Here is a 26038-nt window from a genome sequence, read left to right as displayed (position 1 = left end):
GACGAATCAGCTGCGCAGCTGAGACGACGCACTTACGGACTCGAGCGACGAGGACCGACCATGGCCGCCGATCTCGAGGAGAAGACGAACCGCTACGGAGAACTGCTCACCGAGGCGCTCGAGGCGGCGACGATCGCCCCGCCCGAGGGGACGCCGATGGCGGACGCGGCCGCGGACTGCTACGAGATGGCGGCGTCCTACCTGGAGGACGGCAATCACTTCCAAGAACAGGGTGACCTCGTCAACGCACTCGCGTCGTTTTCGTACGGGCACGCGTGGCTCGACGCCGGTGCTCGAGTCGGGCTATTCGACGTCCCGCAGGACGGTCATCTCTTCACCGTCGAGTGAACGTCGCTGCGTATCGAGGCGGCTCCGAACTCCGCCAAGTCGTAAACGATTAATGAATATATAACCGGAACCTATATAATAGCAAATCCAGTTAGTTTATAAAGTAGGCGAAACCTTTATATGGCTTTCGGCCTTACCCTATGTTAGCTGAGGCGACCGGGTTTCTTCTGGATTACCCCACCCGGGAGCCCCGAGTAACCCACCCGATACACCATGACAGATACAAGCATCCGAACATATACGAACGAGAAGGAGACAGAGACGGAAGACGAAAGCACGGCAGTATCGTCCGAACAGGAACACTGCCCGGAGTGTGGCGGTCGACTGATCTCGGACGACGAGCACGCCGAAACGGTCTGTACGGACTGTGGACTGGTCGTCGAGGAAGACGAGATCGACCGCGGCCCCGAATGGCGTGCCTTCGACTCCGCCGAGAAGGACGAGAAGTCCCGCGTCGGTGCACCCACGACCAACATGATGCACGACCAGGGACTCTCGACGAACATCGGCTGGCAGGACAAGGACGCCTACGGCCGCTCGCTCTCGAGCCGCCAGCGCCAGAAGATGCAGCGCCTGCGCACCTGGAACGAGCGCTTCCGCACCCGCGACTCCAAAGAGCGCAACCTCAAGCAGGCGCTCGGTGAGATCGACCGGATGGCTTCCGCGCTTGGCCTCCCAGAGAACGTCCGAGAAACTGCGTCGGTCATCTACCGCCGCGCGCTCGAGGAAGACCTGCTGCCGGGCCGCTCCATCGAGGGCGTCGCGACGTCCTCGCTGTACGCCGCCGCCCGACAGGCCGGCACGCCGCGAAGCCTCGACGAGATTTCGGCCGTCTCCCGCGTCGAGAAGATGGAACTGACCCGCACGTACCGCTACATCATCCGGGAGCTCGGCCTCGAGGTCAAGCCGGCCGACCCCGAACATTACGTGCCGCGGTTCGTCAGCGACCTCGACCTCTCCGACGAGACCGAGCGAATGGCCCGCGAACTGCTCGAGTCGGCCCGTCAGGAAGGCGTCCACAGCGGCAAGTCGCCGGTCGGCCTCGCCGCGGCAGCGGTGTACGCCGCCGCGCTCTTGACCAACGAGAAGGTCACCCAGAACGAAGTCAGCGAAGTCGCCAGCATCTCCGAAGTGACTATCCGAAACCGGTACAAGGAGCTGCTCGAGGCCTCGGATACGGCTGCCCCCGCATAACGGGGTTCGACGGCTGTCATCTGTCGCGTCGCGCTGACGCGGGTGGTCTTTTTGGGTCTGTAGAACTGCGACAACGTTTATCAATACTCATGTGAAAGAGTATGCCATGGACAGAACGACCGTCCAACTGCTGTGTCCAGAATGTACGAAAGACTGGCAGACTTCTCCGGACGAACTTCCTGCGGCCGCCAAGATGTTCCACTGTCCGAACTGCCACGCATCCCGTCGGACGGCCGAGTTCATGCGGACGGATCGCGATCTGCAGACGTTGAAACAGCTCGGATAGGACGGCGTTGACTATAATGTCACTCAAACATAATAACACCGGCCGTACAACTGTCTTTCCGGCAGTAGTCACGGTTTAACTCTCCGAACACAACGTACCCGAAACTTGATCGAAAGGAGTTATTACTCTAACTAACTGGGTCCTACCCCGACGGAGGCATTCGATTTCAATCACGTAGGGACTCCATTCGAACCCCCTCGTTCCGTGATAATCCGTACGGTCAACACGGGCTGTGTGTTAACGCGACTCAAGATAATAATATAACCCTGCGGTGGGTAGGACCGGATGGTTATGAAGAAACAGGAGCTCATTCACCTTCACGGTCTTCTCGCGGAGGTATCGAATCAGTGCGCAGAGTGGGACAATTGTCAGATCGACCTCGGTGAATACGAATCGCTCGGGATTCGGCCGACATCGATTCACAAGTCGAAAACCGACCACAAGGCCGCTGTTTTTGCGATCGCTGAGGGAATCACGACGAACATGCGGGAAGGGGAGCAGGAAGCAGTCGCCGCAACCGCAGACTGAGAATCTCGTCGCGTCCTCAGATCACCCAGTCACCGACTGGCAAGACCGTTCACTGATACATATAGATTGAACGCTACAGACCTAATTAGTCAGTCGATCGCAGGCTTGCAGATCGTTGTCTCAGAATAATCGTTCGTTGAGATGGAAACGCACCGTCGCTTTCGGCTTCGGTCTTCGTCCCGCACAGCTACTCGGCGTTTCGAATCGGACGATCGGAATCGAACGACCGATCCGATCGCGAGATCTCCCGACTGGTCCGTGTCCTATTCGACGAGGTCCTCGAACTCGGGAAGGATCTCCTCGTCGTCCGCGTCGCCAGTTTCGTCGGCCGCCGAAGCGCTGGTCGTCTCGGTTTGATCCGTCTGCTCGCTGTCGGACGATTCGCCGTCGGTTTCGGTCGACTCCTCGCCGTCCTCATCTTCGAGGACGTCGACCTGTATGACCTCGAGCGGGATGTTCTCGAGAAGCTGTCCGATCTCCTTCCGTGCGATCCGCGAGGCGTGTTCCTCGCGCTCGACGTTGAAGACGGTCATCTCCAGTTCGAGCGCGACGAGCGCTTCGTCGGCCGCGATGAACGCGGGGGGGAGCTCTTCTCCCGATGGGGAGGTACGCTCGCCCATGTTGATCTCGACGTAATTGAGGTCAGGGTTCAACATCTCGCCCGTCTTCGAGATGGCGATACGGATCGCCTCGTCTTCCGTTTCAACGTCGAATACCGGCACGGCAGCTTCGACGACGACCCTGCAATCCATACGTAGCTGTTGTATCGCCTCCAGTAAGAAGGTTCGCCTCACTGCGGGTGGTCAACGACTGTGCGGGCTGGCCACTGGTCGATGGCACAGGGCGTGGCACATCGCCCACCGGTCCGAAAGGCAGATAGCCGAGCCCTCAAAGGCTCGAACGAATGGAGACGGGGACCATCCCAATCGACGACCTCGCCGGCGGACTCGACCTGTATCGTACTCTCGAAAGCGGTCAGAGCTACCTCTGGCGTCGCGAGGACGGCGAGATGTACGGCGGCGCGCCGGCTCCCGACGCCTGGTATTCGACGTTCGTCGAGAGAGATGTGATCCGGGTTCGAACCCGCGACGGCGTTCTCGAGTGGGAATCGACGACCGACGCCGAACCGGTCGTCCGACAACTGTTACGCCTGGACGACGACCTCGAGGCGATAGTCGCAGCCGGGCCGGACGATCAGCTGCTCCGGGAAGCCTACGAGGCCCACCGCGGGATGCGGCTCGTGCAGGATCCACCCTTCGGGACGCTGATCTCGTTCATCTGCTCGGCCCAGATGCGTGTCAGTCGCATCCACACCATGGTCTCGACGCTGGCCCGCGAGTACGGAGACGAGTTCACGTTCGAGGACGAGACCTACCACGCGTTCCCGACGCCGGCGCAACTCGCAACCGCGACAGAAGCCGAACTCCGCGAGCTCGGGCTGGGATACCGCGCGCCCTACGTCGTTCGAACCGCCGAGATGGTCGCCGGCGGCGAGGCTCACCCGGAGGAAGCGCGTGATCTCGAGTACGAGACGGCGCGGGAGTACCTGACGCAGTTCGTCGGCGTCGGCGACAAAGTGGCTGACTGCGTCCTCCTCTTCTCGCTGGGCTTCGACGAGGCAGTCCCGCTCGACACGTGGATCAAATCGGCGATCGAGGAGCACTATCCGGACTGCGATCGCGGCTCGTACGCCGACACCTCTCGAGCGATTCGCGAACGACTCGGCGGGGAGTATGCGGGGTACGCTCAGACATACATCTTTCACCACCTGCGAACCGGCGATTGAGGGTCCCGTTCGCCGGCCGCTCCGAGTCGCTCGGAACAGCTTTGTGAATAGGTTGTCACGTATTTCGTATGGCAAGCGGCTCAGTCATCTCGCTGATCGGGGCTGCAGCCTTCGTCGGAGCGCTCGGTGTCCTAATAAAGTATTTCGGGATGGTTCGATTGATTGCGGGCTATGACTCGGACCGGGTCGCCGACGAAGAGGGACTGGCTGATTTTATCGGAACGAATACGCTGTACGTCGCGGTGCTCATCTTGGTCGTCGCACTGATCGAGTACACGAGCGTCTTCGACGGCGCCGACGCCATGTGGGTCGTGTTCATCGTGGGAGTCGTTGGACTCACTGCCCGAATGATCCTCGGCGCTCGCCGCTACGAAGAATCAGCGTGAGTGCGGGCCGGACGTCGATGCCCTCTCGAGCGTGAGAACTGCTTCTCGAGCCCGTGAACCGATTCCAACCGGGAGGTGACCGTATCATCGCTCGTAATCCTCGCGACCGGTCACGGCCCAGTAGGCTTGCGAGAGGAGCGTGATGCCGAAGACGACGACGAGGGCCGCGGCGATCCAGAGTGCGATCCACCGGCCGAGCAGGTAATAGGCCAGTGCGCTCGCGCCGAGGACGAACAACACCGCTCCGACGAACAACTCGAGGAGCTCCCGTACCGACGCGCGCTCGCTCGAGACGGCCAGGTATTCCTCTTCGAAGCGGTCGATGATGCCCATTAGCGGAATTCCTCGAGCGTAGTCTGGTTTCGCTTCAGGGGCTGTGCCCGATAGCCGTGCTCCGTCGCGAGGACGTCCGCGAACGCCTCGTCGAACCCGTGGGTCGTGTAGACGATCTCGGGGTCGATGGCGCGGACCGTCTCGAGCAGTTCGTCGAAATCACAGTGATCCGTGAGCGGGAACGTGACGTCGTAGCCGCCCCGATAGCGGAAGGAATCGTCGACGGCCCAGCCCGAAAAGCCCGCCTTCAGTCCGTCCTCGCGCTCTACGGCCGTCTCGACCCAGTCCGCCCGGGCCTGATTCGACGGGAGGACCACGATCTCGTCGGTCAGCCGGCGAAGCGAGTCGTAGCGCTCGCCCGGGAACTGGAGGTCGGTCGCCGCTTCGATGGCTCGGTTGACGTCGCGAATCGACTCGGAAACCAGGATCTCGCGACCGCTCGTCGCCTCGCCAGCAAGCCACTGGAGTTTCTGGGAGCGACCCAGCGAGTAGCCGAACAGAAAGAGCGGCCGGTCGTCGTTGTTGCACAGCCAGTCGGAAATCGCGGCCTCGAGCTCGTCCTGTGCGGAAAGTCGGTACTTCGGCAAGCCGTACGTCGTCTCCATGATCAGCGCGTCCGCGTCGACCGCGTGAGGATCGAACCCCTCGAGGTAGCACCGATCCCGAATGGAGAAGTCACCGGTGTAGCAGTAGTGGCCTGAGAGTGACCCCTCGGTCGCGTCTGCGAGGTCGATGATCGCCGCCCGCGAGCCGACGACGTGGCCGGCGGGGACGAGTTCGATGCCGGGAGCCCGTTCCGCGTACTCGAAGCCGGATCCCGTTCGGGCCTTGGCAATCGCAGCCGTTTCGGGCGAGCAGACGACGGTTTCCGGCGTCGCGCGAAACGTGTGATCCGCGTGGGCGTGGCTCACCACGTTGACCGTACCGGCAGCGCTCCGGGCGTCGGCGACCACCCGTGGTTCGCCGGTCTGATCTTCGAAATGGATTCCGTCTCGATGCCGTACCGTCACTGGAACGACGTACGGGCTCGAGGTACCTCGGCTTGTCGCTTTCCGCCGGAATTCGAAGGAGTCGGTCTCGAAACCATCCCGCTCGAGATCGAACTGTACCGATCGCCGTCGGGCCGACGGAGCCGGATTTTTGTCCGTTGCCGTCGAGTGCTCGCACATGGCAGACCGAACCCGCGCACACGTCTCCGTCTCGGGCACGGTACAGGGCGTCTACTATCGCGCAACTACCCGCGATACGGCCCGAGAGAAGGGCGTCGACGGCTGGGTGAAGAACCTCGAGGACGGTCGCGTCGAAGCGGTCTTCGAAGGGCCCGAGGACGTTGTCGAGTCAATGGTCGAGTGGTGTCACACGGGCAGTCCCGCGGCCCAGGTCGACGACGTCGAAGCGGAGTACGGGGAACCACAGGGCGAGGACGGGTTCGAGATCCGGTATTGAGACGATCGCGTCCGGAATCGAGACGTCGAGTCGAGCGCACCGGCTCGAGACAGCGATATCGGGTCGACTCGGACGAAGTGGCCCGCTTCAGTTCGGTACTCGAAAGGTAGGGAGTCCTCGCGCTCACCGTTCAGCGGTGACGCGCTACGAAGACAGTCATCGGACTGTGAAGACGGCTATCGAAACAGTACGTGGGCGGCCACCTCGATGTATTCCAGGAACGACCGGGTCGGCGTCCCGGGCATGTATACCTCAACGTCGGGCTGTCGGATCGGATCGGCCTCGAAAAACTCGCTGTGTTCGCTCCGTTGCATGTACCGTCTCGGGACCGAGCGGATTTATATATTCGTAAATATAGTTTTGGAATTAGAAATCAATAATCGTTATCGTGGTGGGTTCGCACGACGCGAACTATCCGCGGAGACCTCGGGGACGGACACTTGAGCCGGCCATCCCGGCGAGATAAGCGATTTCGAATCGGTCCCTTCAGTCGAGTGCGGCCAGTCGGGCCTCGAGCCACGGCGGTTCTTCCGTATGGTTCCACTCCGCCCAGTCGGCTTTCTCCCCGGCGTAGTACGCCCGATACGCGGTAACCGGGTCGTCGGGTCGTTTGTACTCGTCGGGCATCGCCTGCGGGCGCGGCGTCGGTTCCTCGGACGGGAACGCGATGCGATCGGGATCGATGCGGTCGATAACCGTCCAGCTCGCGTGATCGTCCGCTTTGTCGTAGCGGCCCACGAACTCCGCGTTGAGGGCGTCGGCGTGGTCCCGAAGCCGGAGCCAGTTGGCACGCGATTCCGTCGCCCACTTGGTCACGGGGTGGTTGACGTGGGTCGATCCGTAGAGAAAGTCCGCCTCGTAGCCGTTCTCTCGGGCCGCGGTACACAGCACTTGCGCGGCCTCGAGCAACAGCTTGTTCACGTGCTGGTCGCAGTGATAGCGCGCGGCGAGCCGCGGATCCTCGTCGAGCCAGAAGACGTTCATGGCGGCAGTTAGGGCTACGACGGATTGAGCGTATCGTCCGCAATCTTCAACGGTCGGCCGGTCGAACCCTCGCGCATGATTACAGGCGAGCGAATGGCCGCCGTCGACGAAAACGCCGCGGCGCTGGGCGTACCGCGAAAGCAGTTGATGGAGTCGAGCGGGCACGCAGTCGCCCGCGAGATCCGAGCAATCGCCGACCCGGGCGCTCGCGTCGTCGTCGTCGCCGGCCGCGGCAACAACGGCGGCGACGCCTTCGTGGCCGCTCGCTTCCTGGACGAGTACGACGTCACGACCCTGTTGCTCGGCCGCGCGGAGCTGATCGGGACCGAGATCGCCCGCGAGAACTGGAAGGCCCTCGAGAAAGCCGACTACGACACGCGAGCGGTGACCGACTCGAGCGGGTTCGATCTCCCGGAGGCGGACGTCGTCGTCGACGCGATGCTCGGGACCGGAATCAGCGGCGAGCTTCGGGAGCCTGCAGCGACCGCGTCCGCAGCGATCAACGAGACCGACGCGACGGTCGTCGCGGTCGACGTCCCGTCAGGTTTCGACGCCGACGCGGGCGACCACGCGGACAACGGCGTCGAAGCCGATCACGTGGTCACGTTCCACGACGCGAAGCCGGGGCTCGAGGCCCTCGACGCCGCGGTTACCGTCGCGGACATCGGCATCCCGGCCGCGGCGGAGCGGTTCGTCGGCCCCGGCGACGTTCGCCTCGCTCGCCCCGACAACCGCGAGGGACGGCCCTACATCATCGGCGGCGGACCCTACACCGGTGCGCCGGCGCTCGCTGCCCAGGCCGCGCTGCGGGCCGGCGCGGAGCTCTCCTTCGTCGCGGCGCCCGACTCCGTCGCCGGCGAGATTCAGGGCTACAGCGAGGACCTCATCGTCCAGTCCTACGACAGCGAACTGCTCACACCCGAGGTAGCCGACGACCTGCTCGAGACGGCCGAGCGATACGACAACGTCGTCGTTATCGGTCCCGGTATCGGCACCGCCGACGAGACGCTCGAGGCCGTCCAGCAGTTCTTCGAGTCCTATACCGGCCGGGCGGTCGTCGACGCGGACGCGCTCGAGGTCGTGCCGGAACTCGAGACGGACGCGACGCTGGTCTGTACGCCCAACCGAGGCGAACTAGCGAGGATGGGCGGTCCGGACACGGACGACCTGGCCGCGGCGGCCGACGAAATCGAGGCGTTCGCGGCCGAGTTAGGACACGTCGTCCTCGCGAAGGGTGCCGCCGACGTCGTCACTGACGGCGAGCGAACCCGAATCAGCCGATCCGGCACCGTCGGGATGAAAGTCGGCGGGACCGGCGACACGCTCGCGGGCCTCGTTGCCGCGTTGCTCGAGAGTGCCGAGCCGCTCGACGCGGCCGCCGCGGCCGCACACGTCAACGGCCTCGCGGGCGAGCGGCTGGCCGAGGGGGACGAGCACGGCTTCCTCGCGTCCGATATGTTGGACGAACTCCCCGCGGCCCTGTGGGGTGATTCGGATGAGTGAGGACGACGACGCGTCGGGAGCAGACGACCTCACGCACACGACGGACGAGGGCGACGTCCAGATGGTCGACGTCGGCGACAAGCCCGACAGCGAACGCCGCGCGGTCGCGGCCGGGGAGATCCGCCTCCAGCCGTCGACGATCGCAGCGATTCGAGACGACGAAGTCGGCAAGGGCGACGTGCTCGCGACCGCCCGCGTCGGCGCGATTCAGGCCGTCAAGCACACCTGGGAGACGATCCCGATGTGTCACCAGATCCCGATCACGAACGTCGACACCGACTTTTCGCTCGGTGACGCTCGGATCGAGCTACAGGTCGCGGTCGAAACCACCGGCAAGACGGGATGTGAAATGGAGGCCCTCGAGGGCGTCACCACCGGCCTGAACGTCGTCTGGGACATGGTCAAGGCGATCGAAAAGGACGACGAGGGGCAGTATCCCGACACCGGAATCGAGAACGTGCGGGTGCTTACGAAGGAGAAGCACCGGGCATGAGCGAGAGCGGAGAACCGGCGCTACAGACGCCGCTCTGTTCGACCCTCGAGATCGAGTACCCGATCGTTCAGGCGCCGATCGGGAGGCAGACTGCTCGCGGATCTCGTCGCGAAACACGGACCGCGGTTTCGAGCGCGTCGGGGTCGCCACACCGAGACGATCGACGGGAAGCCCGAGACGGTTGACTGAACGGGATAGGGAACGGTGTAATAGCGCTTTTATTACACATTCTCGGCATGTTTTGTTTACCGCCAAGCAGCCCTTGCGAGGCGGTAACAGGCGATACTCCGAGCCACAAAACTAATAATAGTTGGTTACTGTCACTCCAACTATGCCTATTCGTTCTGCGGTGGTTCTCGCGGCGGGTGAGGGTGCCCGTCTGCGGCCGCTGACGAAGCATCGGCCCAAGCCGATGCTTCCCGCGGCCACCAAACCCATTCTCGAGCACGTTTTCGATGCGCTCGTCGACGCCGGAATCACGGAGATCACCGTCGTCGTCGGCTACGGTCGGACCCATGTCCAGTCTCATTTCGGATCGACGTATCGCGACGCCGCCCTCGAGTACGTCGTGCAGGAGAAACAACTCGGGAGCGGTCACGCCCTGCTGGCGGCCGAACCGGACGTCTCGGAGCCGCGACTCGTTCTCAACGGTGATCAGCTCGTGGCCCAGCGGATCGTCGAGGACGTGCTCGCTGCCTACGACGACGGCGACGACGCGATCGCGACGCTCGGGCTCATTCGCCACGAGGACGTCGACGAGTACGGCGGCGTAATCTGTGACGACGACGGTTACGTCACGGAGATCGTCGAACACCCCAGCGACGACCGCACCTACCAGCTCAACGCGGGCGTCTACGTGTTCGAGCCGGAGCTGTTCGAGTATCTCCGGGTGCCGGACCCACAGCTGAACGAGTACTCGCTCACCGACGGGATCGCGAACGCGATCGCCGCCGGGGAAACCGTCCGGGGCGTTACGTCCGACGGCGTCTGGATCGATGCGACCTATCCGTGGGACCTGCTCACCGTCTCAGCGGCGCTTCTCGAGCGAGTCGACGGCGTCGAGAGTACGGTGTCGCCGGACGCTCGAATTCACGAGTCGGCGACGATCGTCGAACCGGTCGTGATTTCGGCCGATTGCGTCGTCGGTCCCGGATCCGTCGTCGGACCGAACGCCGTACTCGGTGACAACGTGACGGTCGGGGCGAACGCGATCGTCGAACACAGCGTCATCGACGCCGACACGCGCGTCGGTTCGGGGGCGACGCTCGTCGACTGTGTCACCGGGCGCAACGTCCGGGTCGGCACCGGCTCGACCGTCGTCGGCGGACCGGGTGACGTTCGCGTCGGTAATCGCGTTCACGAGAACGAGCGACTGGGCGCGTTGCTCGCGGATCGCGTCCGCGACGGCGGTGGCGTCACCTACGCGCCGGGCACGATCGTCGGCTCCGATGCCGTCCTCCACGCGGGGGCGACCGTTCGCGGGACGATCGACCACGAAACGGAGGTGCAGTAACAGTGTGTGGAATCATCGGCTACGTCGGTTCTGCTGGCGGGGACGACGCCGTCGACGTCGTCCTCGACGGGCTGTCGGCACTCGAGTACCGCGGCTACGACTCCGCCGGCCTGGCCGTCCCGACGCCGTCGATGACGGTCTCCAAGGCCGCTGGCGAGCTGTCGGCCCTCGAGGCAGTCGTCTCACGCCGGGAGCTCGCGGGCGAAACGACCGGGATCGGCCACACGCGCTGGAGCACGCACGGCGCGCCGTCCGACGCCAACGCCCACCCTCACTGCGACGAACGGGAGCGGGTCGCCGTCGTTCACAACGGAATTATCGAGAACTACCAGCGGCTACGCGACGATCTCGCTGACGCCGGTGTCGAGTTTCGAAGCGAGACCGACACCGAGGTCGTCCCGCACCTGATCGGCCGTTATCTCGACCGCGGTGCGGACCAGGAAGAGGCGTTTCAGCTGGCGATCGACCAGCTCGAGGGCAGTTACGCGATCGCAGCGGTCTTCGAGGGGTCGGAGACGGTGTACGCTGCGCGGCAGGACTCGCCGCTGGTCGTCGGCCTCGGTGAGACCGGCACGTATCTCGCGAGCGACGTCCCCGCGTTCGTCGAGCACACGGATCGGGTCTGCTACCTCGAGGACGGCGACTTCGCTCGGCTCTCTTCCGACGGCGTAGCGGTCACCGACGCCGATGGACATCCCGTCGATCGGCCGACGGAAACGGTCGCGTGGGATCCCGAAGACGCGGAGAAGAGCGGCTACGACCACTACATGCTCAAGGAGATCCACGAGCAGCCAACCTCCCTGCGTCAGTGTCTCCGCGGCCGGATCGACGAACTCGAGGGGACGGTTCGACTCGAGGAACTCGACGACCTCGACCACACGGGGCCGATCCAGTTCGTCGCCTGTGGTACGTCGTACCACGCGGCGATGTTCGGCGCGGAGCGGCTCCGGACGGCCGGCGTGAGCGCACAGGCGTTCCTCGCCAGCGAGTACGCGAGCGATCGCGTCCCCGTCGACGAGTCCACGCTCGTGATCGGCGTTACCCAGAGCGGCGAGACCGCCGACACGTTGCGCGCCCTGCGCGAGGCCGACCGCGCCGGAGCGACGACGCTCGCGGTGACCAACACGGTCGGCAGTTCGGCCGCGCGGGAGTGCGACCACGTCCTCTACATCAGGGCCGGCCCCGAGATCGGGGTCGCCGCGACGAAGACGTTCGCGAGTCAGCAACTCGCGCTCGCCCTGCTCGCCTTCGACCTCGGCGCCGACCCGACGCGGGCGGAGCTCGAGGCCCTCCGGGACATCCCCGGCCAGGTCCAGACGGTCCTCGAGACGACGAACGCTCGGTCGGTGGCCGAAGCGTTCGTCGACGCGGACGCCTACTTCTTCATCGGCCGAGGGTACCACTATCCGGTCGCGCTCGAGGGAGCGCTGAAAATGAAGGAGATTACCTACCGCCACGCGGAGGGGTTCGCTGCCGGCGAACTGAAACACGGCCCGCTCGCGCTCGTGACCGAGAACACGCTGGTGTTCGCGATCGCTACCGGCGACGGCGAAACCGCGCGGAAGACGATCGGAAACGTCAAAGAGGTCGAAGCACGTGACGCCCCCGTCGTGGCGATCACCGACGGGGAATCCGACGCGACGCGATACGCCGATCACGTCCTCGAGATCCCCGCGATCGACGATCTCGGGGCGTCAGTACTCGCGAACGTCCAGTTGCAGCTGGTCGCTTACTGGGTCGCCAACCTGCTGGGCCGATCGATCGACAAGCCGCGGAACCTCGCCAAGAGCGTGACTGTCGAATGACCGGTCCGTCGCCCCGTTGGAACACCCTACGATCGGTTCAAATCGCGCGTATTTAAGTGGTCGTGCTCGTCCACTATCACCAGTGACCCGCGCGGAATTCGTCGTCGCGATACTCGCCGGAATCGTCCAGGGGATCGTCGAATGGTTGCCCGTCTCGAGTCAGGGCAATCTGGCGCTGTTCCTGACGGTCGTCGGTACCGACCCCGCAGTCGCGGTGCAACTGGCGCTGTTCTTGCAGGTCGGCACGACGCTCTCGGCGGCGGTCTACTTCCGCGACGACATTACCACGGCCCTTCGCGCGGTGCCCGGCTGGCGACCCGCCAGCGCGTACGCCGGTGAGAACGCGATCGCGTCGTACGTCGTCGTCGCCTCGACGATGACCGGCCTCGTGGGGATCCCGCTGTACGTATACGCGGTCGACCTCGCCGGGCAGCTCACCGGCGGCGTCTTCATCGCGGCCATCGGCGTCCTGCTGGTCCTGACGGGAGTCCTCCAGCTCGCCTCCGAGTCGGTCTCGATGGCGTTTCGCGAGGCGCCGACCCTGCTAGACTCGGTTCTGGTCGGTGCCGTACAGGGCGTCGCGATCTTGCCCGGAATCTCCCGGTCGGGAGTGACGACGAGCGCGCTGCTGTTTCGCAGCTACGACCCGCCCGCGGCCTTTCGGCTTTCCTTCCTGCTGTCGATCCCGGCGAGTCTCGGTGCGGCCGCGCTCACCGTCGCAGGTGCCGGCGGTCTCCCCGGGATTGATCCTGGCCCCGCGGTGGTGGCACTGAGTTTCAGCGCTATCGTCGGCTACCTCACCATCGACGCCCTCATGCGCGTCGTGGATCGCGTCCCGTTCTGGGTCGTCTGTTTCGGTCTCGGCGGACTCGCGATCGTCGGTGGGGGAATCGTTTCTCTCCTTGTGTGATAGACAGAAGGACTCACCGTTGGCTGTGAACATACCGTCTCTGTTGGGCCAGTGCCACTCACCATGTGCAGTAGGCCATAGTGAAAATCATAGATCGGATTACCAGTCACAGCACTCACGGATCCGTTCTTGTTTCGGTACAGACGATCATAATCACCTCTAACCTCCGCAAGGTGATGTTGTGCGGCAATAGCTGGAAATCCTAGGAACAGAGAAAGAAGGATTTGGAATCATCCTACAACTCGAGTAGGCTTCCTGAAACGGGTCTAGTGAAGCGAAGCGGGCATACCAGAAGCGTATTCGCGCCAGCAAAAGAGACCGAAACGAGGTGGCTGAACCCTCCATAATCGGACCTCGTTTATCGGTTTTGAACAGTCGATTTCGACCAACTACTCGAGAACGTAGTGGAATTTCCCTCCACCCATAGCTCCGATTCCGTCATCAAGACAGAGAACGCTCGAGGGTAATTCGAACGGAGGATATCGAAGAGGGGGCCTTCTCAGGCGAGTTCATGCGATGAGGATGTACAGTTACTACCCCGTCTCGCGACCGCGACTCGAGCAAGCGGGATCGAGTTTGGCAGACAGGGATGCAATAGCAGATCGGTCGGCCCACCTAGTTCGTCCTCGAGAAACTGCCCACAGCAGTCCTTGCGGATGATTTGGTCGATTATGAACAGTGGAGGGCCAGATCTGTGATGCATACGTGGTGTCTCAAGCGCAGAACAGACGCGAAACGCCGTATGGGCCTGTAATGGAACTCGAGTTCGGATAGAGAGACGCTGTAGAAGGGAAAACCACGCACTCGTGTGAGTTACGGCTCTGGTGAGTGATCCCGGAGCCACTCTGCAGGATAGACCGCCGTCATCCCTGGCGTGTCGATCCGGAACTGTTGGGGTGGTGTGGTCTTTGCATACGTTTTCTCGACCCGTGGGTCACCCTCGAGTGGGTCGTTGAGCGCCGAGAGCAGTCTGTGTCCATCGGCCTGTTTCATAACGACCCAGATTGCGGCCTCGGGGTCACAGGCAGCCATTTTATCGAAGTCGTCGGGCACCGCACGTCCGATATCGTGGTTGATCCGTTCGACCTCGGCTGTCACGATAATCTCACCATCATCACTCACACCCGCGAGGTCGAGTCGGTGTTGATCGTCGAGTTCGTAATAGGGAATAACCTCGGTGACGTCCGATTGTGGATTCGCCGCATACGCCTCTTCGAGATACTGCCGAGTGACCTCAATCCCGAAGACGTGTTCACTGGACTCGTCGAGATCACCGACTCCGTGGCCGTAATCGACACCTTTGCGATAGCTTTCACCGATTGCAGATCGGCCTTCCGAAGAGACTGAGTATAGCCGATGTGGGTGATCCGTATCGTGTCTGAGGAGGTCGGCGTCAAGTAGTGGAGCAATCTCGTCGGTTTCAATCCCGACGTACTCCTGGAGTCTGATCATCGAGTCCTGAAGGAGAGCGTACTCGAGAGGATCATATCGAAGCTGCTGAGCGTTGTACACCGTCTGTAAGAAGAGTAGTTGGCGATCGCTCCACTCAGAGACGTCGCGCTCTTCGGGCGTAAGTTTGAGATTGACATCACAGACGGGGATATCGTCCGAATCGACATCCGTGAGTGTATGACAGCACTCGATCGCCCGTTTCATGCCTTCGATAGTCGGGTCATAACGATTTTCACACGATCCACAGCAGAGGGCATGGACCGATTCGTCGTAGCTCACGCAATCGGGGAGTCGCCTCGTGTGTGGCAGTAGGGAATCTACTCGAAGTATCTCCTCACGAGGGTCGTCATCGACGTCATCTGCTCCGTTCTCACCGCCCGCTGTGTCGCTTCTGGAAGGATGGATTTCATGACTGAGTCCAAATTCTTTCCACGTCTCGAGTGCAGTGAGTTCGAATACGGTTTCGAAAGCCTGTGATCGCTCATCATCGAGAGGAGTCTCACTCACTGGGTGACCGTCAGGTGCGGGCAGTGATCGTCCGAGAAACGGCCGTGGAACGGGTGAGCCGAACTCCGCAGCAGGGCGGACGAGCCACTCGCCGTGGCGAATGGCTGCGAGGCGTCTGGCGACGTGCTTCGGCGGAATGGTATCGGTCGCGAGCGCCTTTGCGAGATCGTCTTCGATGCTAACGTTGCCGACGATGAACGTCCCAATCTCGTTGAGGGCTTCCTCATACGTGTGATTCGACGGATCCGGTGAATCGAGCTGGCTCGGAAACTGAACGCCAAGCATGAGGGAGAGGCCGAACGATCGCCCCTGCGAGAGGAGCGTATCGACCAGTTGCGTTGCGACGACGTCTTTCGCTTCCTCGAGATATAAATTGACTAAGAGAGGGTTTTCGGCCATTTCCGGGCTCTTTGATCGCGCTTTCAGTGCCGTCCACAGATTCGAGAGGAGGACGAGCGTCAGCGCGCGTTTGATTCGCTCTTCCATCCCGCCAAAATCGAAGATGATGACCACATCATCGTTGATGGCATCGATGAAATCGAAGTGCGGAGACGAATCCTCGAGAGTCTCGTGGTCACCATTTTCGTTGCGGTCGTCTGATTCTGGGAGTGTATGGACGTGATCGAATAACGGTGCCAGCCGATCGTCGGTCGCGATGATCTCGACTCGAGCCACGGCACCGCCGAGGACCTTGTTGAAGACGTCTCGGTCGCGCTCGAGCAATCCGGCGAAGTATTCGGTGAGTCGGTCATCCGAGGTCGGCGGTGGCGTTCGATCACTCAGCGTGCGCTGAAGCGCTCGATAGAGGTCTTTGTGCGAGACGGTCTCAGAGCCGTGAATCGGATCGAACAATGCCCGAAGGTGGTTTCGGATCGCCTTCGTCGATTCCGTCGCCCCGTAGTACTGTTCTTCGCCCATCAATCCCGCGAGGATTTCCTCGTAGTGACCCGCAATCCTCGATCGCGCTTCCTCGCGTGAGAGGCCGGCGTCGAGTAGTGACCTGATATCGAAGATCGAGAGTGCGGGCAATAGTTTCGTGAGGTCGAAGTAGCGGACGTTCTCGAGGTCGCCGTGTTCTGCGTAGTGTGCTCGGAGGTATTCTTCGGCTGTCCCACCACCCTTGTAATCGAAGAGGATCTCCGGACCGTCCGTCGCCTCGAGGTTCGAAAGCATTGCTCCCGCCGTGAGGACGGATTTCCCCGAACCCGTATCGCCGACGACGAAGAGATGTCTGTCCTGAAGCGATGGCGGAAGGACGAACGAGTTCTCGTATGGTTGGCGGTCATCAGTGAGGGGCATACAGAGCGCTTGACCAGTCCCCGTATATCGCTCGAGATCGGTCGGTGATGGCAGTGGAAGCCCGGTTCGTTCGGATTGTCGAGCGCCGAGTGCTCGTTGCCCGGTCGGCGTCAGACCGACGCCATCGATCAGACAGAATCCGGGAAGTTCCTCGGGCGAGACGACGATACCAGCACTCTCGTGTGTCTTCCACGGAAGGCGGGTTTCGAGGGAGTCGTACGTCGGTTCGGGACAGGTTCGCTCACGGATCGCTACGAAGAGTCGGCTCCCAGGTGGAAGCGTGCCCGTGTGGAGGTTGCTGTCCGTGGTGACGTGCCCTCGAACGGTATGAAACGGCCCGCTCAGATGTCCGAATACGCTCGCGAGACTGTGAACGATCGCGTCAGCGTGCTCCCGATCGCGCTCATCTGCGAACGCCACCGCTCGAGCGGAGAGACAGAACGTCCGTCGGAGGTCTCGCGTCTCGAGATCGGCGAGGCGGTCTCGGTAGGAGGGGGAGAGATGTCTCGGATCGGGTTTCTCGTCCGCTTTCGGGAAAACGAACTCGAAGAAACGATCAGCGGGCGTGACGAGGCTGCGCTCGAGGTCGTATCGGTACTGTTCCGCATCTGCCCGCTGATCGCCGATCGGGCAACAGACGACCTGATACACGATGGGGACGGCCGAATCGCAGAGCGTTTCGACGAGCGTTGCGATCGGGACGCGACGTGATTTCGACTCGTCTTCGTCCGACCGTCGCTGTGAGGAACGATCAGTGATCTCGTCGAACGTTGCGAGCGAAGTCTGCCAGTCCCGGCGGACTTCGGCAGTAGCGCGATACTCGACACCGGTGACGTACGGTTGCTCTCGGCACGTCCGTGTCTCGCAATCGCCGACAGTCGATGACGACGAACGCTCGTTTTCCGTGGGTATCGAACGCGAGGCTTCGATTTGACGCGGATGCCACTCGACTCGCCGCAATTCGTACGTGTCCGGAAACCACGTCCGAAGGATCGCCTCGAGCTCGCTGAGAAATGGGTCGTGTGTCGTCCCGACGAGATATCGAATGCTGGCGTCTGAGTGACCGTCAGCAACGAGTAGCCACTCGACGATCGGTTTTTGGGTTCTGGTTCGCAGTGTCGACCAGACACTTGAGTGTGAGAGTTCTCGCAGACTCTCGTACAGCAGTGACGTTGCCTGTGAAACGGCCGTGGCGTTGAGGGGGTTCGTCGACGGTCGAATTTCGATGTACGTCCGTAACTCGTGGGATTGTGAGTCCGTGAGAACTCCAGTCGTGTCGTCATTGATCTGTGGACTCGAGTCACTGCTGGTCTCGTCTCTAGCAGTAGTCGAACTCGAGTTCTCGAGAGATGCAGTCGTCGGTTCCTCAGGTATCGGCGTCGCGTCTTTCTCTGTCGGCATTGGTTAAGCGAAGTCTGCCACAGACAGTGCTCATGCCGACGGTAGCGTGAGCGCTTCTGGGGTCGTGACTTTCAATACCGCTATTATAATAGCAAATCTAATAAATAGATGTCGGGAATAGATGACCGATTGTTCCGGTCGGCTACCAGAGTGCTCTGCGACGAGCGATAACGGTGACTTGTTCACTGGTATTTTTCCTCGAGTTCTCCTCTATCTATCTTATTTAGATTCTCAATCGTCCTAACCGTCTCGGTGATTCAGATGTCTGAGCACACCAAACTACAGAAGTCATTATCGCAGTAATCATTAGGCAAAGTATGACCTTCTATGACCGCAGCGACGAGTGGGAGTCATTACAGACCGCTTTTAGCTTTCGGTGACAATCGGTGTTCCTTCTTCATCAAGTTCACCAGCGTCCTCCTTGGCGGCAAGGATCTGCATCAATTCGCGGTCGAGCTTGCCGAGAGCCTTTGCGGCCTCGTTGTCCGTGTTGATTCGGTACATCGTACTGTTACCGACCATCCGTGACTTTTCGACGATCCCGTAGGCAAGCAATGGGTCAAGGTGCGAGTAGACCGTTTTTCGCTCGAGGCCGGCCAGCCGTGCGATGTCCGTGATATTGATGTCGTTTGGCGCTTCGGAGAGTAGCACAGTCAGAATCTTGGCTCGTGGGTGGTCCCCGAGGATATCTGTGATTGTAGTGTCGTCAGCGTATGCTTTTGCGTCCTCCGTCTGTGCCATACTCGAACACTAGCTTCATATCTTAATAAGTGTTACTCTGTGACCCCATCTCTGTTTATCAGAATAAACATCATTAAGTAGAATGGTCTGTTAGGATTAGATGCCGATGGCGAGGAAGTCAAACTCGGAACTGAAAGCGGACATCGTCGAAAAGATGGTCCGTGAAAAAGTTACCGGGGCGAGTAAGCGACAAGTCGATACAGTGAAGAACTGGTCCGCGTCATCGGACCAAGGTCGGGTCGATGATCTAATTCGCGACCTTGGCCGCGATCCATCAGCCCCCGCAGAATACTACGGGGGCGGCGGACGGGATAACGTTCGACTGACATCCATCTCAGACGCTGTTGATTGGCTCGACGCTAATCACGACCGAGATCTCTGGTGGGCTTAAACCCCACCGAGGTTCGTCAGTATACAGTCTATATCCTCGGAAGCTTCGACTGAGGCATCAAGTCGCCCTAGGCACTGATATACTGGCCGTGTTATTCCTTCGTAAAAAGGTGATCGACGGGTGTTACAGAAAATCCGAAGCGAAATCCTCGCCCTTCAGGGAGGGGTGAAACTTCCAAGGAAGAACTTGGCAAATATCCGAGCGGGATCGCAGAGACGAGTGAACATCGTCTGACGAACAGCTCTTGTTGAATTGGTCTGTATCGTATTCCACGTATCGAGGCCTTCGAACGAATCTCTCACGTTCCAACCCCCTCGCACAGTCGACTCCCGCGACTCGCTGCGCGCCTCGCTTCGTTGTCGTACGAAAGACGCAAAGCGTCTTTCGTGATCACGAGAGAGCTCCGCTCTCTCGAACGACGGTGCTTTCGTCGTCGGGGTTCGTCGACTGCACTCGCCCGTTGGACCCCACCCATGCCGGGTGTTCAGTCAGTTCTAGTTTCTGTTCTATTCTCCTCGTGAATCGTGCGCACAACTCGCCGCTTCTGCCCTCCGCTCGCACACGCTCTTCGGATACCAGTATTAAGCGCGCTTTCGGTCTTCGCTCGCGCTCAGACGCGAAAACGGCTTAAAACTGGACACTCGCTTCGGTGGAATCGACGCGTGGTGCTGGTTGATTCGGACATCGGCGCGTCTCGCTCGCGCCCTGACGGGCGCTTGCGAAGGCGCGAGCGAGACGCGTATGATGGAACGTTGGAGTGCGACGAGAGCTAAGGCTGGAGAGTCGTGGTGTCGGAAAAGACGCCGAGTGAGCGCCTTTGGAAGTTAGAATTCCAATGTCTAGTAGGAAGTCGGTTAGCAAGGTCGTTTCGGTCGATGAACAAGCGTACGAACAAGATGGCGTTCGAGAAGAGCATCTGAATATCGTCGATGAGACTCCAGAGTTCCGGGCCACAGTGGAGATGGAGATTCAGGCAAAGGTAGATGCGAACCACCCAGACGGAATCGTCGATACGAGCGACGATCGGATCTATGGAGCGACTCTGGCCCAGGAAGAACGCATTCGAGCCAGAGAGGAGGAACTCGAGCGGATCAGTGTCCAGGCGGCAGTCGGTCGACAGGAGGGACGGGTGGAACGAACGAGAGCAGTAGTTGAACAGGAACGTCGCGACCAGCGGACGAACAAGCGAGCCGATCCTCGTGAGGAACTCGAGCGAACGGAGGTAGGAGAAATCAATCGGCAGGCACAGCGGTTAGCCGAAGACGTCACCGGTGGCTACACACGAGCGGTAATCGCGAAACGGATCGCAAGTCGAGTCCTCGAGGACGCAGAGCTGTTCGAGGCGGTGATGGCGACGAAAGAGGAAATGCAACACGAAGCAGGGACGATCGTGCCGATTGGGAGACTCGAGGAGATCAGCCGAGGAGAGGTCAGCGTGGACGGGCGCGTAATTGAGCTGTGGGAACCCTCGAGTACGGCTATCCAACAGGTGGGATTGATCGAAGACGAAACGGGACGAACGAAGTTTACGATCTGGTCGAAGAGTCGGCAGACGATGGTCTGTAAGGGCGAGCGGGTGCGGTTCAGGGCGGCCGCAAAGAACTGGTACAACGGACGATGTTCGATCGCACTGACTCGGTGGTCGACCATTGTATTCCCAGAGCGCAGTCAGTGGTGGGAGTAGGTACTCTACTCTCTTTTTCCTAGGTCCCGATCACCCACTACCCGCCACCCCACCCACCTCCACGGTCCGGGCAGCTCACGGCGAGAGCCGTTCGCTGCCGGGCTTTCGCCTACTCTGTTCGCGATGAATTCGTCCCGCGTCGGATCGGTTCTGACTGCCTGCCAGTTTTTTTGAGACCCGCTGACGGACAGCGGTCTTCTCGAGATAGGTTCGAGATAGCCGTTCAATCATGACTATGACTAGTTGTACCCGGGAAACGTTCGACGATTCGAACACCAGGAACGACGAGATGCACAGTACGATCGAAACATGGCTCGAGGAACTCGTTGGCGAGGTTGACGACGCCGTCTCGAGCGAGCAGTTCAAGGAGTGGCTCGACGTCCAGAGTGAGTTCCACGACTATTCTCCTCGGAACACGCTGTTGATCAAACTCCAGTGTCCGCATGCGACTCGTATCGCCGGCTACCGAACGTGGGAAAACGAGTTCGATCGGCACGTGACGGAAGGCGAGAAAGCGATCTGGATCTGGGCACCGATCATCGCGAGCAAATGCCCCGAGTGTGGAAACTCGGCATCGTATCACGACCGGAGCGAGTGTGAGTACGACGAGACCGATCCTAGCGAATGGAAGAAGGGACTCGTCGGCTTTCGGCCAGCACCAGTGTTCGATATCTCGCAGACGGAAGGGGAGTCACTCCCCGAACTCGAGACCGAGGCAATCGGAGAGGGCGACGAGGTGGCCACACACCTCCTCGAGGCAGCACTGTTGCTCGAGGTAGACGCCGTGGTCGTTCCCCCCGAGGAATGGCCTCACGGTAACGCCAAGGGCGTCTGTCAGTATCGCTCTTCTGCGGAACGACCGCTGGTGGAGGTCCATGACCGAGAGAACAGTGCCGACCTCGCTGTGACGCTCATCCACGAGTACGCCCACGCACTGTTGCACAGTGATCGTGGGGACGAGACTGACCGTTCAAAACGAGAACTCGAGTCCGAAGCGGTCGGCTACATTGTTGGACGGTACTTCGGGCTCGATACGAGCGGCTCTGCGTTCTATCTCGCTGCGTGGCAAGGCGACGAGCCGGAGGCCATCTTCGAACGTCTCAATCGGATCAGTTCGACAGCGGAGAGGATTATCGACGTTGTCGGTGAGGTGAGTGAGGATGAGTGATCGAAGTCTCCTCCTCGAGATCGTCGACGTGCTCGAAGAGCAAGGACTCGACCATGACGCGTACCAACTGCACCGAGTGATCGATATCGAAGCGCTCAAGCAACTCGTCGACTCGGCGAGCGATGACCTCGAGGTCAGATTCTCAGTCGGAGAGTTTCGCGTCCTCGCCACGAAGTCCGAAGTGCGAGTCGCTGGGCCTGGCAATACCTTTTGAGAATATATGGCAGTCTTCGGGAGGGGTCCCCATCTGGATTGCGCCCAACTGGGCAGCGGACAGATGCCCTTAATGGTCCTTGTCTAGTGTCGCTTCAATCTTCGAGGGCTACGTGACTACTCCCACGACGTCAGTCGTAGGATTTCTGTGAAATAATGATGTTGAACTTATATCGACTCGTCTTATTATGATTGGAGCAACACTAGTTGAGCTAGTTTGAGAAATAAACTGTTCAGCGAGTGAATTGGTTAGAATGCTACGTCCGATCGGGATCGACAGAACTCACTTTGCAATTGTTTCATCGAGTTTCTTGGGCAATCGATGGAGACATGCCTCTAAAAAGCTCAATGGTGCTTCGGCCTCAAGATTTCCCGGTTCGTGGACTAATTCATTCTCAGTATCAATTTGGAAATGAGTTGTTCCAAGATCTTCATGATCGCCATCTTTGTGCCATCCGAGACTGACCTCGTCATCCGCCCACTGAACACGCTGGACATCGATACCGGCCCGTGGCCGCCACATCACTTCGAAGGTAGCCTCTTTTCGGGGAAATGATTCTCCGAGAAACATATCTGGGTCAACGTTAGCAGTGATGGATCGAGGACGAAGCCGAGATGGTCGGTACTGGACATCTGAGAACCCAGGTTCCTTTTCGAGGCGTTCTTTGAGACGACGAAGTCCTTCGCGCCGGGTGAAACCCCGGCCGCCTGCAAGAAATATCACCATGCGTTCGTCTTAGCCTTCTTGCGGGAGCGTTCCCGAGTTGAGATGTTCGATCCGTGAATCTGTATCGAGCTTCGTGAGTGAACTTTGGAGACTGATTGCGAGCTGAAGCGCTTCGCGAATCTGAACGTTGTACTCCCACTCCTCGATTATATCGAGGCGTTCACTTCGATCGTCGGGTGAGAGATCGTTGCTTCCAATGCTCTGGCGAAGTTCTTCGAGCGACTCAACATTGTAGGTCGATTTCCACGAATCGATTTCGTTACCGATCGCCTGCAGTTCCGCAGTAAGATCGTTTACCGACTCTTCTTCGGCAAGTGTCCGGACTTCACGAAGAAACTGAGTGACGTCGTCTGGTTTGTAACACGTTCCGTCAGCTGTTTCTACGACCACAAGTTCGCCTTGGTCGGCCATCCGTTCAAGATATTTGACAGCAGTGTCTCTTGAAACACCTGCTTCCTCAGCAATCCAGCCTGCGTTCCGTGGTGTAGTTCGGGTTACTGCCACGTGCCTCACGCGATCTGCAGCATTCATCTCGTCGGACCACATTGATGGCCGGTCGCTCATTGGAAACCCTTGGTCGCCGCTACACTAATAATTTGGCATTCAAACGAATTATATGGTACCCAATCGCTGAAAAAGTCTCTCAGTCCCATCATTTCCCTAACTGTTCCTTCGCCGCAACTAATCAGACTTTACACGTGTGTCTGTCGGTTGGTGTTGTAGGCAATCAGCATAGACTACACTCGCTCAGACGACAATCCGACACGTGAGCATCAATGCGACTACGAGTCAATTCCGATATCCTGATAGAAGAGACCTCCCAGTAGGTCAATGTTCTTCTTGGAGAATGAATTAACCAACATCATTCTATTTGGACAGATTGTTGGTTAACACGAAAGAGATACCGCTTCTGAGAATTGATTGAGCTCTGTATTCCGCATTGGTGTTTGAAAGTCACTCGATAACTTATGAAAAGCTAAGAGTAGATGATTTCACTTAATTTCGGATCTAACTGACGAGTATGACGACAGCAGTGGAGGTGGATGAGAGGACGAAATCACGCCTCGAGGAACTTCAAGCCGAAATCCGACTCCGGACGGGGACGAACATCACAGAACAAGAATTACTCACACAGCTCATTAACAATGCGTACGAATCACATGACGAGGTGATTGACTCGTTCCGAGATACGACGGTTCCGCTCTCGGAGGCGGAGAAAGAGGCGATGGGTCGAAACCGGTTCAGTTCTGGTGTCGAAACCGACGAAGACGATATCGACGAGATCCTCTACGGATGACGGTCCTCGTGGATACGGGAGTCCTTTCTGCAGATCATCTTTAGACAGCGAGACGTCCCCAGCCTGAACAGTAGTTGCCGAATCAGATCGACGATTAGGTCGAGACTGGTCGATTTTCATGTTCAGTGACTTCTTCCCCACCCTACTCGCTCACCGCTGACGCGGTTCGCTCCTTGAGGGTAGGGCTTCCTGTTTCCACAACGCGCTTTGCAGTAAGTGGAACAGTTTCACCGAGAATATCGACGACGAGATTCTCAGAAGAAAGTCGCTAATCTGACTATATGAGGTTCAATCACTTCTAACGGAAGCACAGCAAGCGTTCACCGAAGAACTCTGCTGTGTCACACTAGCAAGCGCCCGTTTTTATGTGCCCCTGCAGGGCGCGGGGCCACTCAGGCCTCGCGTGAAAATTGAATGTCGACAAACCCACTCTCAAAACTCGAGTTTACACGCCGGACGGCGAAACGAGCACAGTACGAAGCGTTCGAATACACGCTCACATCGACGGGCGTTCTCGTCAAAAACGGCAGTCACGCAAAACCAGACGAACACGAGTACGTTGTTACCGTCACGAACGGGATTCCAACAGCGTGTGAGTGTCCTGCAGACGAACACTACGAGGGAGCATGCAAACACCGAGTAGCAGTTGCGATTCGCCGGCCAATTGTCCAGGCGGTCACTCACCAGCAACTCGCTACCGACGGTGGACAGACAATCGAATCCCGCGGGAAGACGGATCACTCCGATCCGCAAACGGACTCCGAAAACGTGGCGTCGGGAGAAGACTGTGATTGCCCCGAGACCGGAGACTCGTTTCCCTGCTGGAACTGTGTTCGAACTGGTCGCCGAGGGCTCGAATGACGCTGAACGTTCTCGAATGGCTCTACGACCGTCCCAGACGAGCCACTACAACAATCTTCGAGTGTCGAAACTGTGGGACGACGCTCGAAAGCGACCGAGATCGGTGCCCGTATTGCCGTGTGAACGATGTGGTTGTCCTAGATATCGATTGAGAGTGTGGTGTTTGGACACGTATTAGACTCCTATATGCATCCGATATTTTCACACTCCTTTTCTATATTTCCTAGTATAATATATACGAAATTTATATAGTTGGCAACGGGGGACTGAGTTTGACGATCGAAAAAGTTCCTGTGAATCTATACGGTAGATTCCCTGAAAGACGTCTTTCGATCGAAAAGCATACCAATGTATTCGAAACCCGCGATTTCAATCCACTCAGAAGAGACGGGCGAATCACCCAAACTATTCCCTCGAGTCGTACGCACTGGTCTTGGGGCCCTTGCACTATTGACAGTTATCGCTGTCGACCCGGTCGTCGCACAGGACAACGTCGTTTGCGACGCTGAAGGGTTACCCGGAATGATCTCCGGCTTCTTTCAGATCACGACCGCGATCGGCCTCATGGGTCTGGTCGTCGTCTGGCAAGTCGACTCGCTCGTCGAAATGTTCACGATGAACCTCGAGCAGAAGAAGGATCTAAAGATGCACAAGCGGACAGCGATGAAATCCGCGGTCATCTTGCTGGTCCTCGGACCGCTGTATACGGTTGCCGGCTCTACGATGGGGCTTCCGTTAGCCGAGTGCGTCAACTTCATTCCATGGTGATGCTGCTCCGCGAA

The 26038-nt window shown here is 59.6% G+C and carries 28 protein-coding genes; 19 read left to right on the top strand and 9 right to left on the bottom strand.

What is annotated here, in order from left to right:
• Positions 1 to 60 precede the first annotated feature (60 nt).
• From LDB05_RS08445 to LDB05_RS08430, 4 genes are all read left to right on the top strand, one after another.
• Positions 61 to 348 carry a DUF357 domain-containing protein gene (locus LDB05_RS08445; protein ID WP_226007481.1) on the top strand — a complete coding sequence of 96 codons (288 nt, stop codon included), beginning with the start codon at positions 61 to 63 and terminating at the stop codon, positions 346 to 348.
• A 213-nt stretch (positions 349 to 561) separates the two neighbouring features.
• Positions 562 to 1542 (top strand): transcription initiation factor IIB, encoded by a 981-nt coding sequence (locus LDB05_RS08440; RefSeq protein ID WP_226007480.1) that lies wholly within the window; start codon positions 562 to 564, stop codon positions 1540 to 1542.
• 106 nt (positions 1543 to 1648) lie between these two features.
• Positions 1649 to 1828, top strand: coding sequence for a DUF7836 family putative zinc-binding protein (locus LDB05_RS08435; RefSeq protein ID WP_226007479.1), 180 nt, complete (start codon positions 1649 to 1651; stop codon positions 1826 to 1828).
• A gap of 291 nt (positions 1829 to 2119) precedes the next feature.
• Positions 2120 to 2356, top strand: coding sequence for a UPF0058 family protein (locus tag LDB05_RS08430; protein ID WP_226007478.1), 237 nt, complete (start codon positions 2120 to 2122; stop codon positions 2354 to 2356).
• A gap of 263 nt (positions 2357 to 2619) precedes the next feature.
• Here the strand turns inward: LDB05_RS08430 and LDB05_RS08425 are convergent, their stop codons facing one another.
• Positions 2620 to 3108, bottom strand: coding sequence for a DUF555 domain-containing protein (locus LDB05_RS08425; protein WP_226007477.1), 489 nt, complete (start codon positions 3106 to 3108; stop codon positions 2620 to 2622).
• A gap of 152 nt (positions 3109 to 3260) precedes the next feature.
• On the opposite strand from LDB05_RS08425, the gene LDB05_RS08420 reads away from it, so the two are divergent.
• Positions 3261 to 4142: a DNA-3-methyladenine glycosylase family protein gene (locus LDB05_RS08420; protein ID WP_226007476.1), complete on the top strand. Its 882-nt coding sequence runs from the start codon at positions 3261 to 3263 to the stop codon at positions 4140 to 4142.
• 68 nt (positions 4143 to 4210) lie between these two features.
• The gene (locus LDB05_RS08415) at positions 4211 to 4528 is read left to right on the top strand and encodes a DUF3784 domain-containing protein (protein WP_226007475.1); all 318 of its coding nucleotides are present in this window, start codon (positions 4211 to 4213) and stop codon (positions 4526 to 4528) included.
• Positions 4529 to 4612: 84 nt separating this feature from the next.
• Here LDB05_RS08415 and LDB05_RS08410 read toward each other — a convergent pair whose 3' ends face one another.
• Positions 4613 to 4861 (bottom strand): hypothetical protein, encoded by a 249-nt coding sequence (locus LDB05_RS08410; protein WP_226007474.1) that lies wholly within the window; start codon positions 4859 to 4861, stop codon positions 4613 to 4615.
• A complete protein-coding gene (locus tag LDB05_RS08405; RefSeq protein ID WP_226007473.1) occupies positions 4861 to 5871 on the bottom strand; it encodes an MBL fold metallo-hydrolase in 1011 nt (336 codons plus the stop codon). The genes LDB05_RS08410 and LDB05_RS08405 overlap by 1 nt, the downstream gene beginning before the upstream one ends.
• A gap of 157 nt (positions 5872 to 6028) precedes the next feature.
• On the opposite strand from LDB05_RS08405, the gene LDB05_RS08400 reads away from it, so the two are divergent.
• Complete coding sequence (locus LDB05_RS08400) at positions 6029 to 6307, top strand: acylphosphatase (RefSeq protein WP_226007472.1); 279 nt, start codon at positions 6029 to 6031, stop codon at positions 6305 to 6307.
• 176 nt (positions 6308 to 6483) lie between these two features.
• On the opposite strand, the gene LDB05_RS08395 is transcribed toward LDB05_RS08400, so the two are convergent.
• A complete protein-coding gene (locus tag LDB05_RS08395; RefSeq protein WP_226007471.1) occupies positions 6484 to 6621 on the bottom strand; it encodes a hypothetical protein in 138 nt (45 codons plus the stop codon).
• 172 nt (positions 6622 to 6793) lie between these two features.
• A complete protein-coding gene (locus LDB05_RS08390) occupies positions 6794 to 7291 on the bottom strand; it encodes a hypothetical protein (RefSeq protein WP_226007470.1) in 498 nt (165 codons plus the stop codon).
• Between the two features lie 75 nt (positions 7292 to 7366).
• Between LDB05_RS08390 and LDB05_RS08385 the strand changes: the two genes are divergently transcribed.
• The 6 genes from LDB05_RS08385 (at position 7367) to LDB05_RS08360 (ending at position 13515) form a co-directional block, all read left to right on the top strand.
• Positions 7367 to 8794 (top strand): NAD(P)H-hydrate dehydratase, encoded by a 1428-nt coding sequence (locus tag LDB05_RS08385; protein WP_226007469.1) that lies wholly within the window; start codon positions 7367 to 7369, stop codon positions 8792 to 8794.
• Positions 8787 to 9287, top strand: coding sequence for a cyclic pyranopterin monophosphate synthase MoaC (moaC, locus tag LDB05_RS08380; RefSeq protein WP_226007468.1), 501 nt, complete (start codon positions 8787 to 8789; stop codon positions 9285 to 9287). The genes LDB05_RS08385 and moaC overlap by 8 nt, the downstream gene beginning before the upstream one ends.
• On the top strand, positions 9284 to 9472 hold the full coding sequence (locus tag LDB05_RS08375) for a hypothetical protein (protein ID WP_226007467.1): 189 nt from the start codon (positions 9284 to 9286) through the stop codon (positions 9470 to 9472). Before moaC ends, LDB05_RS08375 begins: the two co-directional genes overlap by 4 nt.
• 146 nt (positions 9473 to 9618) lie before the next feature.
• Positions 9619 to 10800 (top strand): sugar phosphate nucleotidyltransferase, encoded by a 1182-nt coding sequence (locus LDB05_RS08370; RefSeq protein ID WP_226007466.1) that lies wholly within the window; start codon positions 9619 to 9621, stop codon positions 10798 to 10800.
• A gap of 2 nt (positions 10801 to 10802) precedes the next feature.
• Positions 10803 to 12605 (top strand): glutamine--fructose-6-phosphate transaminase (isomerizing), encoded by a 1803-nt coding sequence (glmS, locus tag LDB05_RS08365; RefSeq protein ID WP_226007465.1) that lies wholly within the window; start codon positions 10803 to 10805, stop codon positions 12603 to 12605.
• Between the two features lie 82 nt (positions 12606 to 12687).
• Entirely contained in the window at positions 12688 to 13515 is an 828-nt protein-coding gene (locus tag LDB05_RS08360; RefSeq protein WP_226007464.1) for an undecaprenyl-diphosphate phosphatase, read from the top strand.
• Between the two features lie 813 nt (positions 13516 to 14328).
• Here LDB05_RS08360 and LDB05_RS08355 read toward each other — a convergent pair.
• Together LDB05_RS08355 and LDB05_RS08350 are read right to left on the bottom strand one after the other, a co-directional pair.
• On the bottom strand, positions 14329 to 18174 hold the full coding sequence (locus LDB05_RS08355; protein WP_226007463.1) for an ATP-binding protein: 3846 nt from the start codon (positions 18172 to 18174) through the stop codon (positions 14329 to 14331).
• Between the two features lie 366 nt (positions 18175 to 18540).
• A complete protein-coding gene (locus tag LDB05_RS08350) occupies positions 18541 to 18915 on the bottom strand; it encodes a winged helix-turn-helix domain-containing protein (protein ID WP_226007462.1) in 375 nt (124 codons plus the stop codon).
• Between the two features lie 1226 nt (positions 18916 to 20141).
• Between LDB05_RS08350 and LDB05_RS08345 the strand changes: the two genes are divergently transcribed.
• From LDB05_RS08345 to LDB05_RS08335, 3 genes are all read left to right on the top strand, one after another.
• The gene (locus LDB05_RS08345; RefSeq protein WP_226007461.1) at positions 20142 to 20990 is read left to right on the top strand and encodes a DNA-binding protein; all 849 of its coding nucleotides are present in this window, start codon (positions 20142 to 20144) and stop codon (positions 20988 to 20990) included.
• 229 nt (positions 20991 to 21219) lie between these two features.
• Positions 21220 to 22158 carry an ArdC-like ssDNA-binding domain-containing protein gene (locus LDB05_RS08340; RefSeq protein ID WP_226007460.1) on the top strand — a complete coding sequence of 313 codons (939 nt, stop codon included), beginning with the start codon at positions 21220 to 21222 and terminating at the stop codon, positions 22156 to 22158.
• Positions 22151 to 22372: a HalOD1 output domain-containing protein gene (locus tag LDB05_RS08335; RefSeq protein ID WP_226007459.1), complete on the top strand. Its 222-nt coding sequence runs from the start codon at positions 22151 to 22153 to the stop codon at positions 22370 to 22372. Before LDB05_RS08340 ends, LDB05_RS08335 begins: the two co-directional genes overlap by 8 nt.
• Before the next feature lie 282 nt (positions 22373 to 22654).
• Here the strand turns inward: LDB05_RS08335 and LDB05_RS08330 are convergent, their stop codons facing one another.
• Together LDB05_RS08330 and LDB05_RS08325 are read right to left on the bottom strand one after the other, a co-directional pair.
• Entirely contained in the window at positions 22655 to 22894 is a 240-nt protein-coding gene (locus LDB05_RS08330; RefSeq protein WP_226007458.1) for a hypothetical protein, read from the bottom strand.
• A gap of 213 nt (positions 22895 to 23107) precedes the next feature.
• Positions 23108 to 23662 (bottom strand): DUF7342 family protein, encoded by a 555-nt coding sequence (locus LDB05_RS08325; RefSeq protein WP_226007457.1) that lies wholly within the window; start codon positions 23660 to 23662, stop codon positions 23108 to 23110.
• A gap of 457 nt (positions 23663 to 24119) precedes the next feature.
• Between LDB05_RS08325 and LDB05_RS08320 the strand changes: the two genes are divergently transcribed.
• The 3 genes from LDB05_RS08320 (at position 24120) to LDB05_RS08310 (ending at position 26024) form a co-directional block, all read left to right on the top strand.
• The gene (locus LDB05_RS08320; protein WP_226007456.1) at positions 24120 to 24395 is read left to right on the top strand and encodes a hypothetical protein; all 276 of its coding nucleotides are present in this window, start codon (positions 24120 to 24122) and stop codon (positions 24393 to 24395) included.
• A gap of 414 nt (positions 24396 to 24809) precedes the next feature.
• A complete protein-coding gene (locus LDB05_RS08315; RefSeq protein ID WP_226007455.1) occupies positions 24810 to 25256 on the top strand; it encodes an SWIM zinc finger family protein in 447 nt (148 codons plus the stop codon).
• Between the two features lie 348 nt (positions 25257 to 25604).
• Complete coding sequence (locus LDB05_RS08310) at positions 25605 to 26024, top strand: DUF7985 family protein (RefSeq protein ID WP_226007454.1); 420 nt, start codon at positions 25605 to 25607, stop codon at positions 26022 to 26024.
• Positions 26025 to 26038 lie beyond the last annotated feature (14 nt).

The sequence above is a fragment of the Natrinema salinisoli genome (genome assembly GCF_020405205.1).
Lineage (GTDB): Archaea > Halobacteriota > Halobacteria > Halobacteriales > Natrialbaceae > Natrinema > Natrinema salinisoli.
This window is presented reverse-complemented; position numbering and strand designations above follow the sequence as displayed.

Bases quoted from the DNA above. Each gene is read 5' to 3' on its own strand.
- LDB05_RS08400 (WP_226007472.1), top strand. From the start codon at position 6,029: ATGGCAGACCGAACCCGCGCACACGTCTCCGTCTCGGGCACGGTACAG.
- LDB05_RS08325 (WP_226007457.1), bottom strand. From the start codon at position 23,662: ATGAGCGACCGGCCATCAATGTGGTCCGACGAGATGAATGCTGCAGAT.
- LDB05_RS08440 (WP_226007480.1), top strand. From the start codon at position 562: ATGACAGATACAAGCATCCGAACATATACGAACGAGAAGGAGACAGAG.
- LDB05_RS08330 (WP_226007458.1), bottom strand. From the start codon at position 22,894: ATGTGGCGGCCACGGGCCGGTATCGATGTCCAGCGTGTTCAGTGGGCG.
- LDB05_RS08345 (WP_226007461.1), top strand. From the start codon at position 20,142: ATGTCTAGTAGGAAGTCGGTTAGCAAGGTCGTTTCGGTCGATGAACAA.
- LDB05_RS08350 (WP_226007462.1), bottom strand. From the start codon at position 18,915: ATGGCACAGACGGAGGACGCAAAAGCATACGCTGACGACACTACAATC.
- LDB05_RS08340 (WP_226007460.1), top strand. From the start codon at position 21,220: ATGACTATGACTAGTTGTACCCGGGAAACGTTCGACGATTCGAACACC.
- LDB05_RS08355 (WP_226007463.1), bottom strand. From the start codon at position 18,174: ATGCCGACAGAGAAAGACGCGACGCCGATACCTGAGGAACCGACGACT.
- LDB05_RS08335 (WP_226007459.1), top strand. From the start codon at position 22,151: ATGAGTGATCGAAGTCTCCTCCTCGAGATCGTCGACGTGCTCGAAGAG.
- LDB05_RS08390 (WP_226007470.1), bottom strand. From the start codon at position 7,291: ATGAACGTCTTCTGGCTCGACGAGGATCCGCGGCTCGCCGCGCGCTAT.
- LDB05_RS08310 (WP_226007454.1), top strand. From the start codon at position 25,605: ATGTATTCGAAACCCGCGATTTCAATCCACTCAGAAGAGACGGGCGAA.
- LDB05_RS08370 (WP_226007466.1), top strand. From the start codon at position 9,619: ATGCCTATTCGTTCTGCGGTGGTTCTCGCGGCGGGTGAGGGTGCCCGT.
- LDB05_RS08320 (WP_226007456.1), top strand. From the start codon at position 24,120: ATGACGACAGCAGTGGAGGTGGATGAGAGGACGAAATCACGCCTCGAG.
- LDB05_RS08385 (WP_226007469.1), top strand. From the start codon at position 7,367: ATGATTACAGGCGAGCGAATGGCCGCCGTCGACGAAAACGCCGCGGCG.
- LDB05_RS08395 (WP_226007471.1), bottom strand. From the start codon at position 6,621: ATGCAACGGAGCGAACACAGCGAGTTTTTCGAGGCCGATCCGATCCGA.
- LDB05_RS08410 (WP_226007474.1), bottom strand. From the start codon at position 4,861: ATGGGCATCATCGACCGCTTCGAAGAGGAATACCTGGCCGTCTCGAGC.
- LDB05_RS08435 (WP_226007479.1), top strand. From the start codon at position 1,649: ATGGACAGAACGACCGTCCAACTGCTGTGTCCAGAATGTACGAAAGAC.
- LDB05_RS08425 (WP_226007477.1), bottom strand. From the start codon at position 3,108: ATGGATTGCAGGGTCGTCGTCGAAGCTGCCGTGCCGGTATTCGACGTT.
- moaC (WP_226007468.1), top strand. From the start codon at position 8,787: ATGAGTGAGGACGACGACGCGTCGGGAGCAGACGACCTCACGCACACG.
- LDB05_RS08375 (WP_226007467.1), top strand. From the start codon at position 9,284: ATGAGCGAGAGCGGAGAACCGGCGCTACAGACGCCGCTCTGTTCGACC.
- LDB05_RS08420 (WP_226007476.1), top strand. From the start codon at position 3,261: ATGGAGACGGGGACCATCCCAATCGACGACCTCGCCGGCGGACTCGAC.
- LDB05_RS08445 (WP_226007481.1), top strand. From the start codon at position 61: ATGGCCGCCGATCTCGAGGAGAAGACGAACCGCTACGGAGAACTGCTC.
- LDB05_RS08315 (WP_226007455.1), top strand. From the start codon at position 24,810: ATGTCGACAAACCCACTCTCAAAACTCGAGTTTACACGCCGGACGGCG.
- LDB05_RS08415 (WP_226007475.1), top strand. From the start codon at position 4,211: ATGGCAAGCGGCTCAGTCATCTCGCTGATCGGGGCTGCAGCCTTCGTC.
- LDB05_RS08430 (WP_226007478.1), top strand. From the start codon at position 2,120: ATGAAGAAACAGGAGCTCATTCACCTTCACGGTCTTCTCGCGGAGGTA.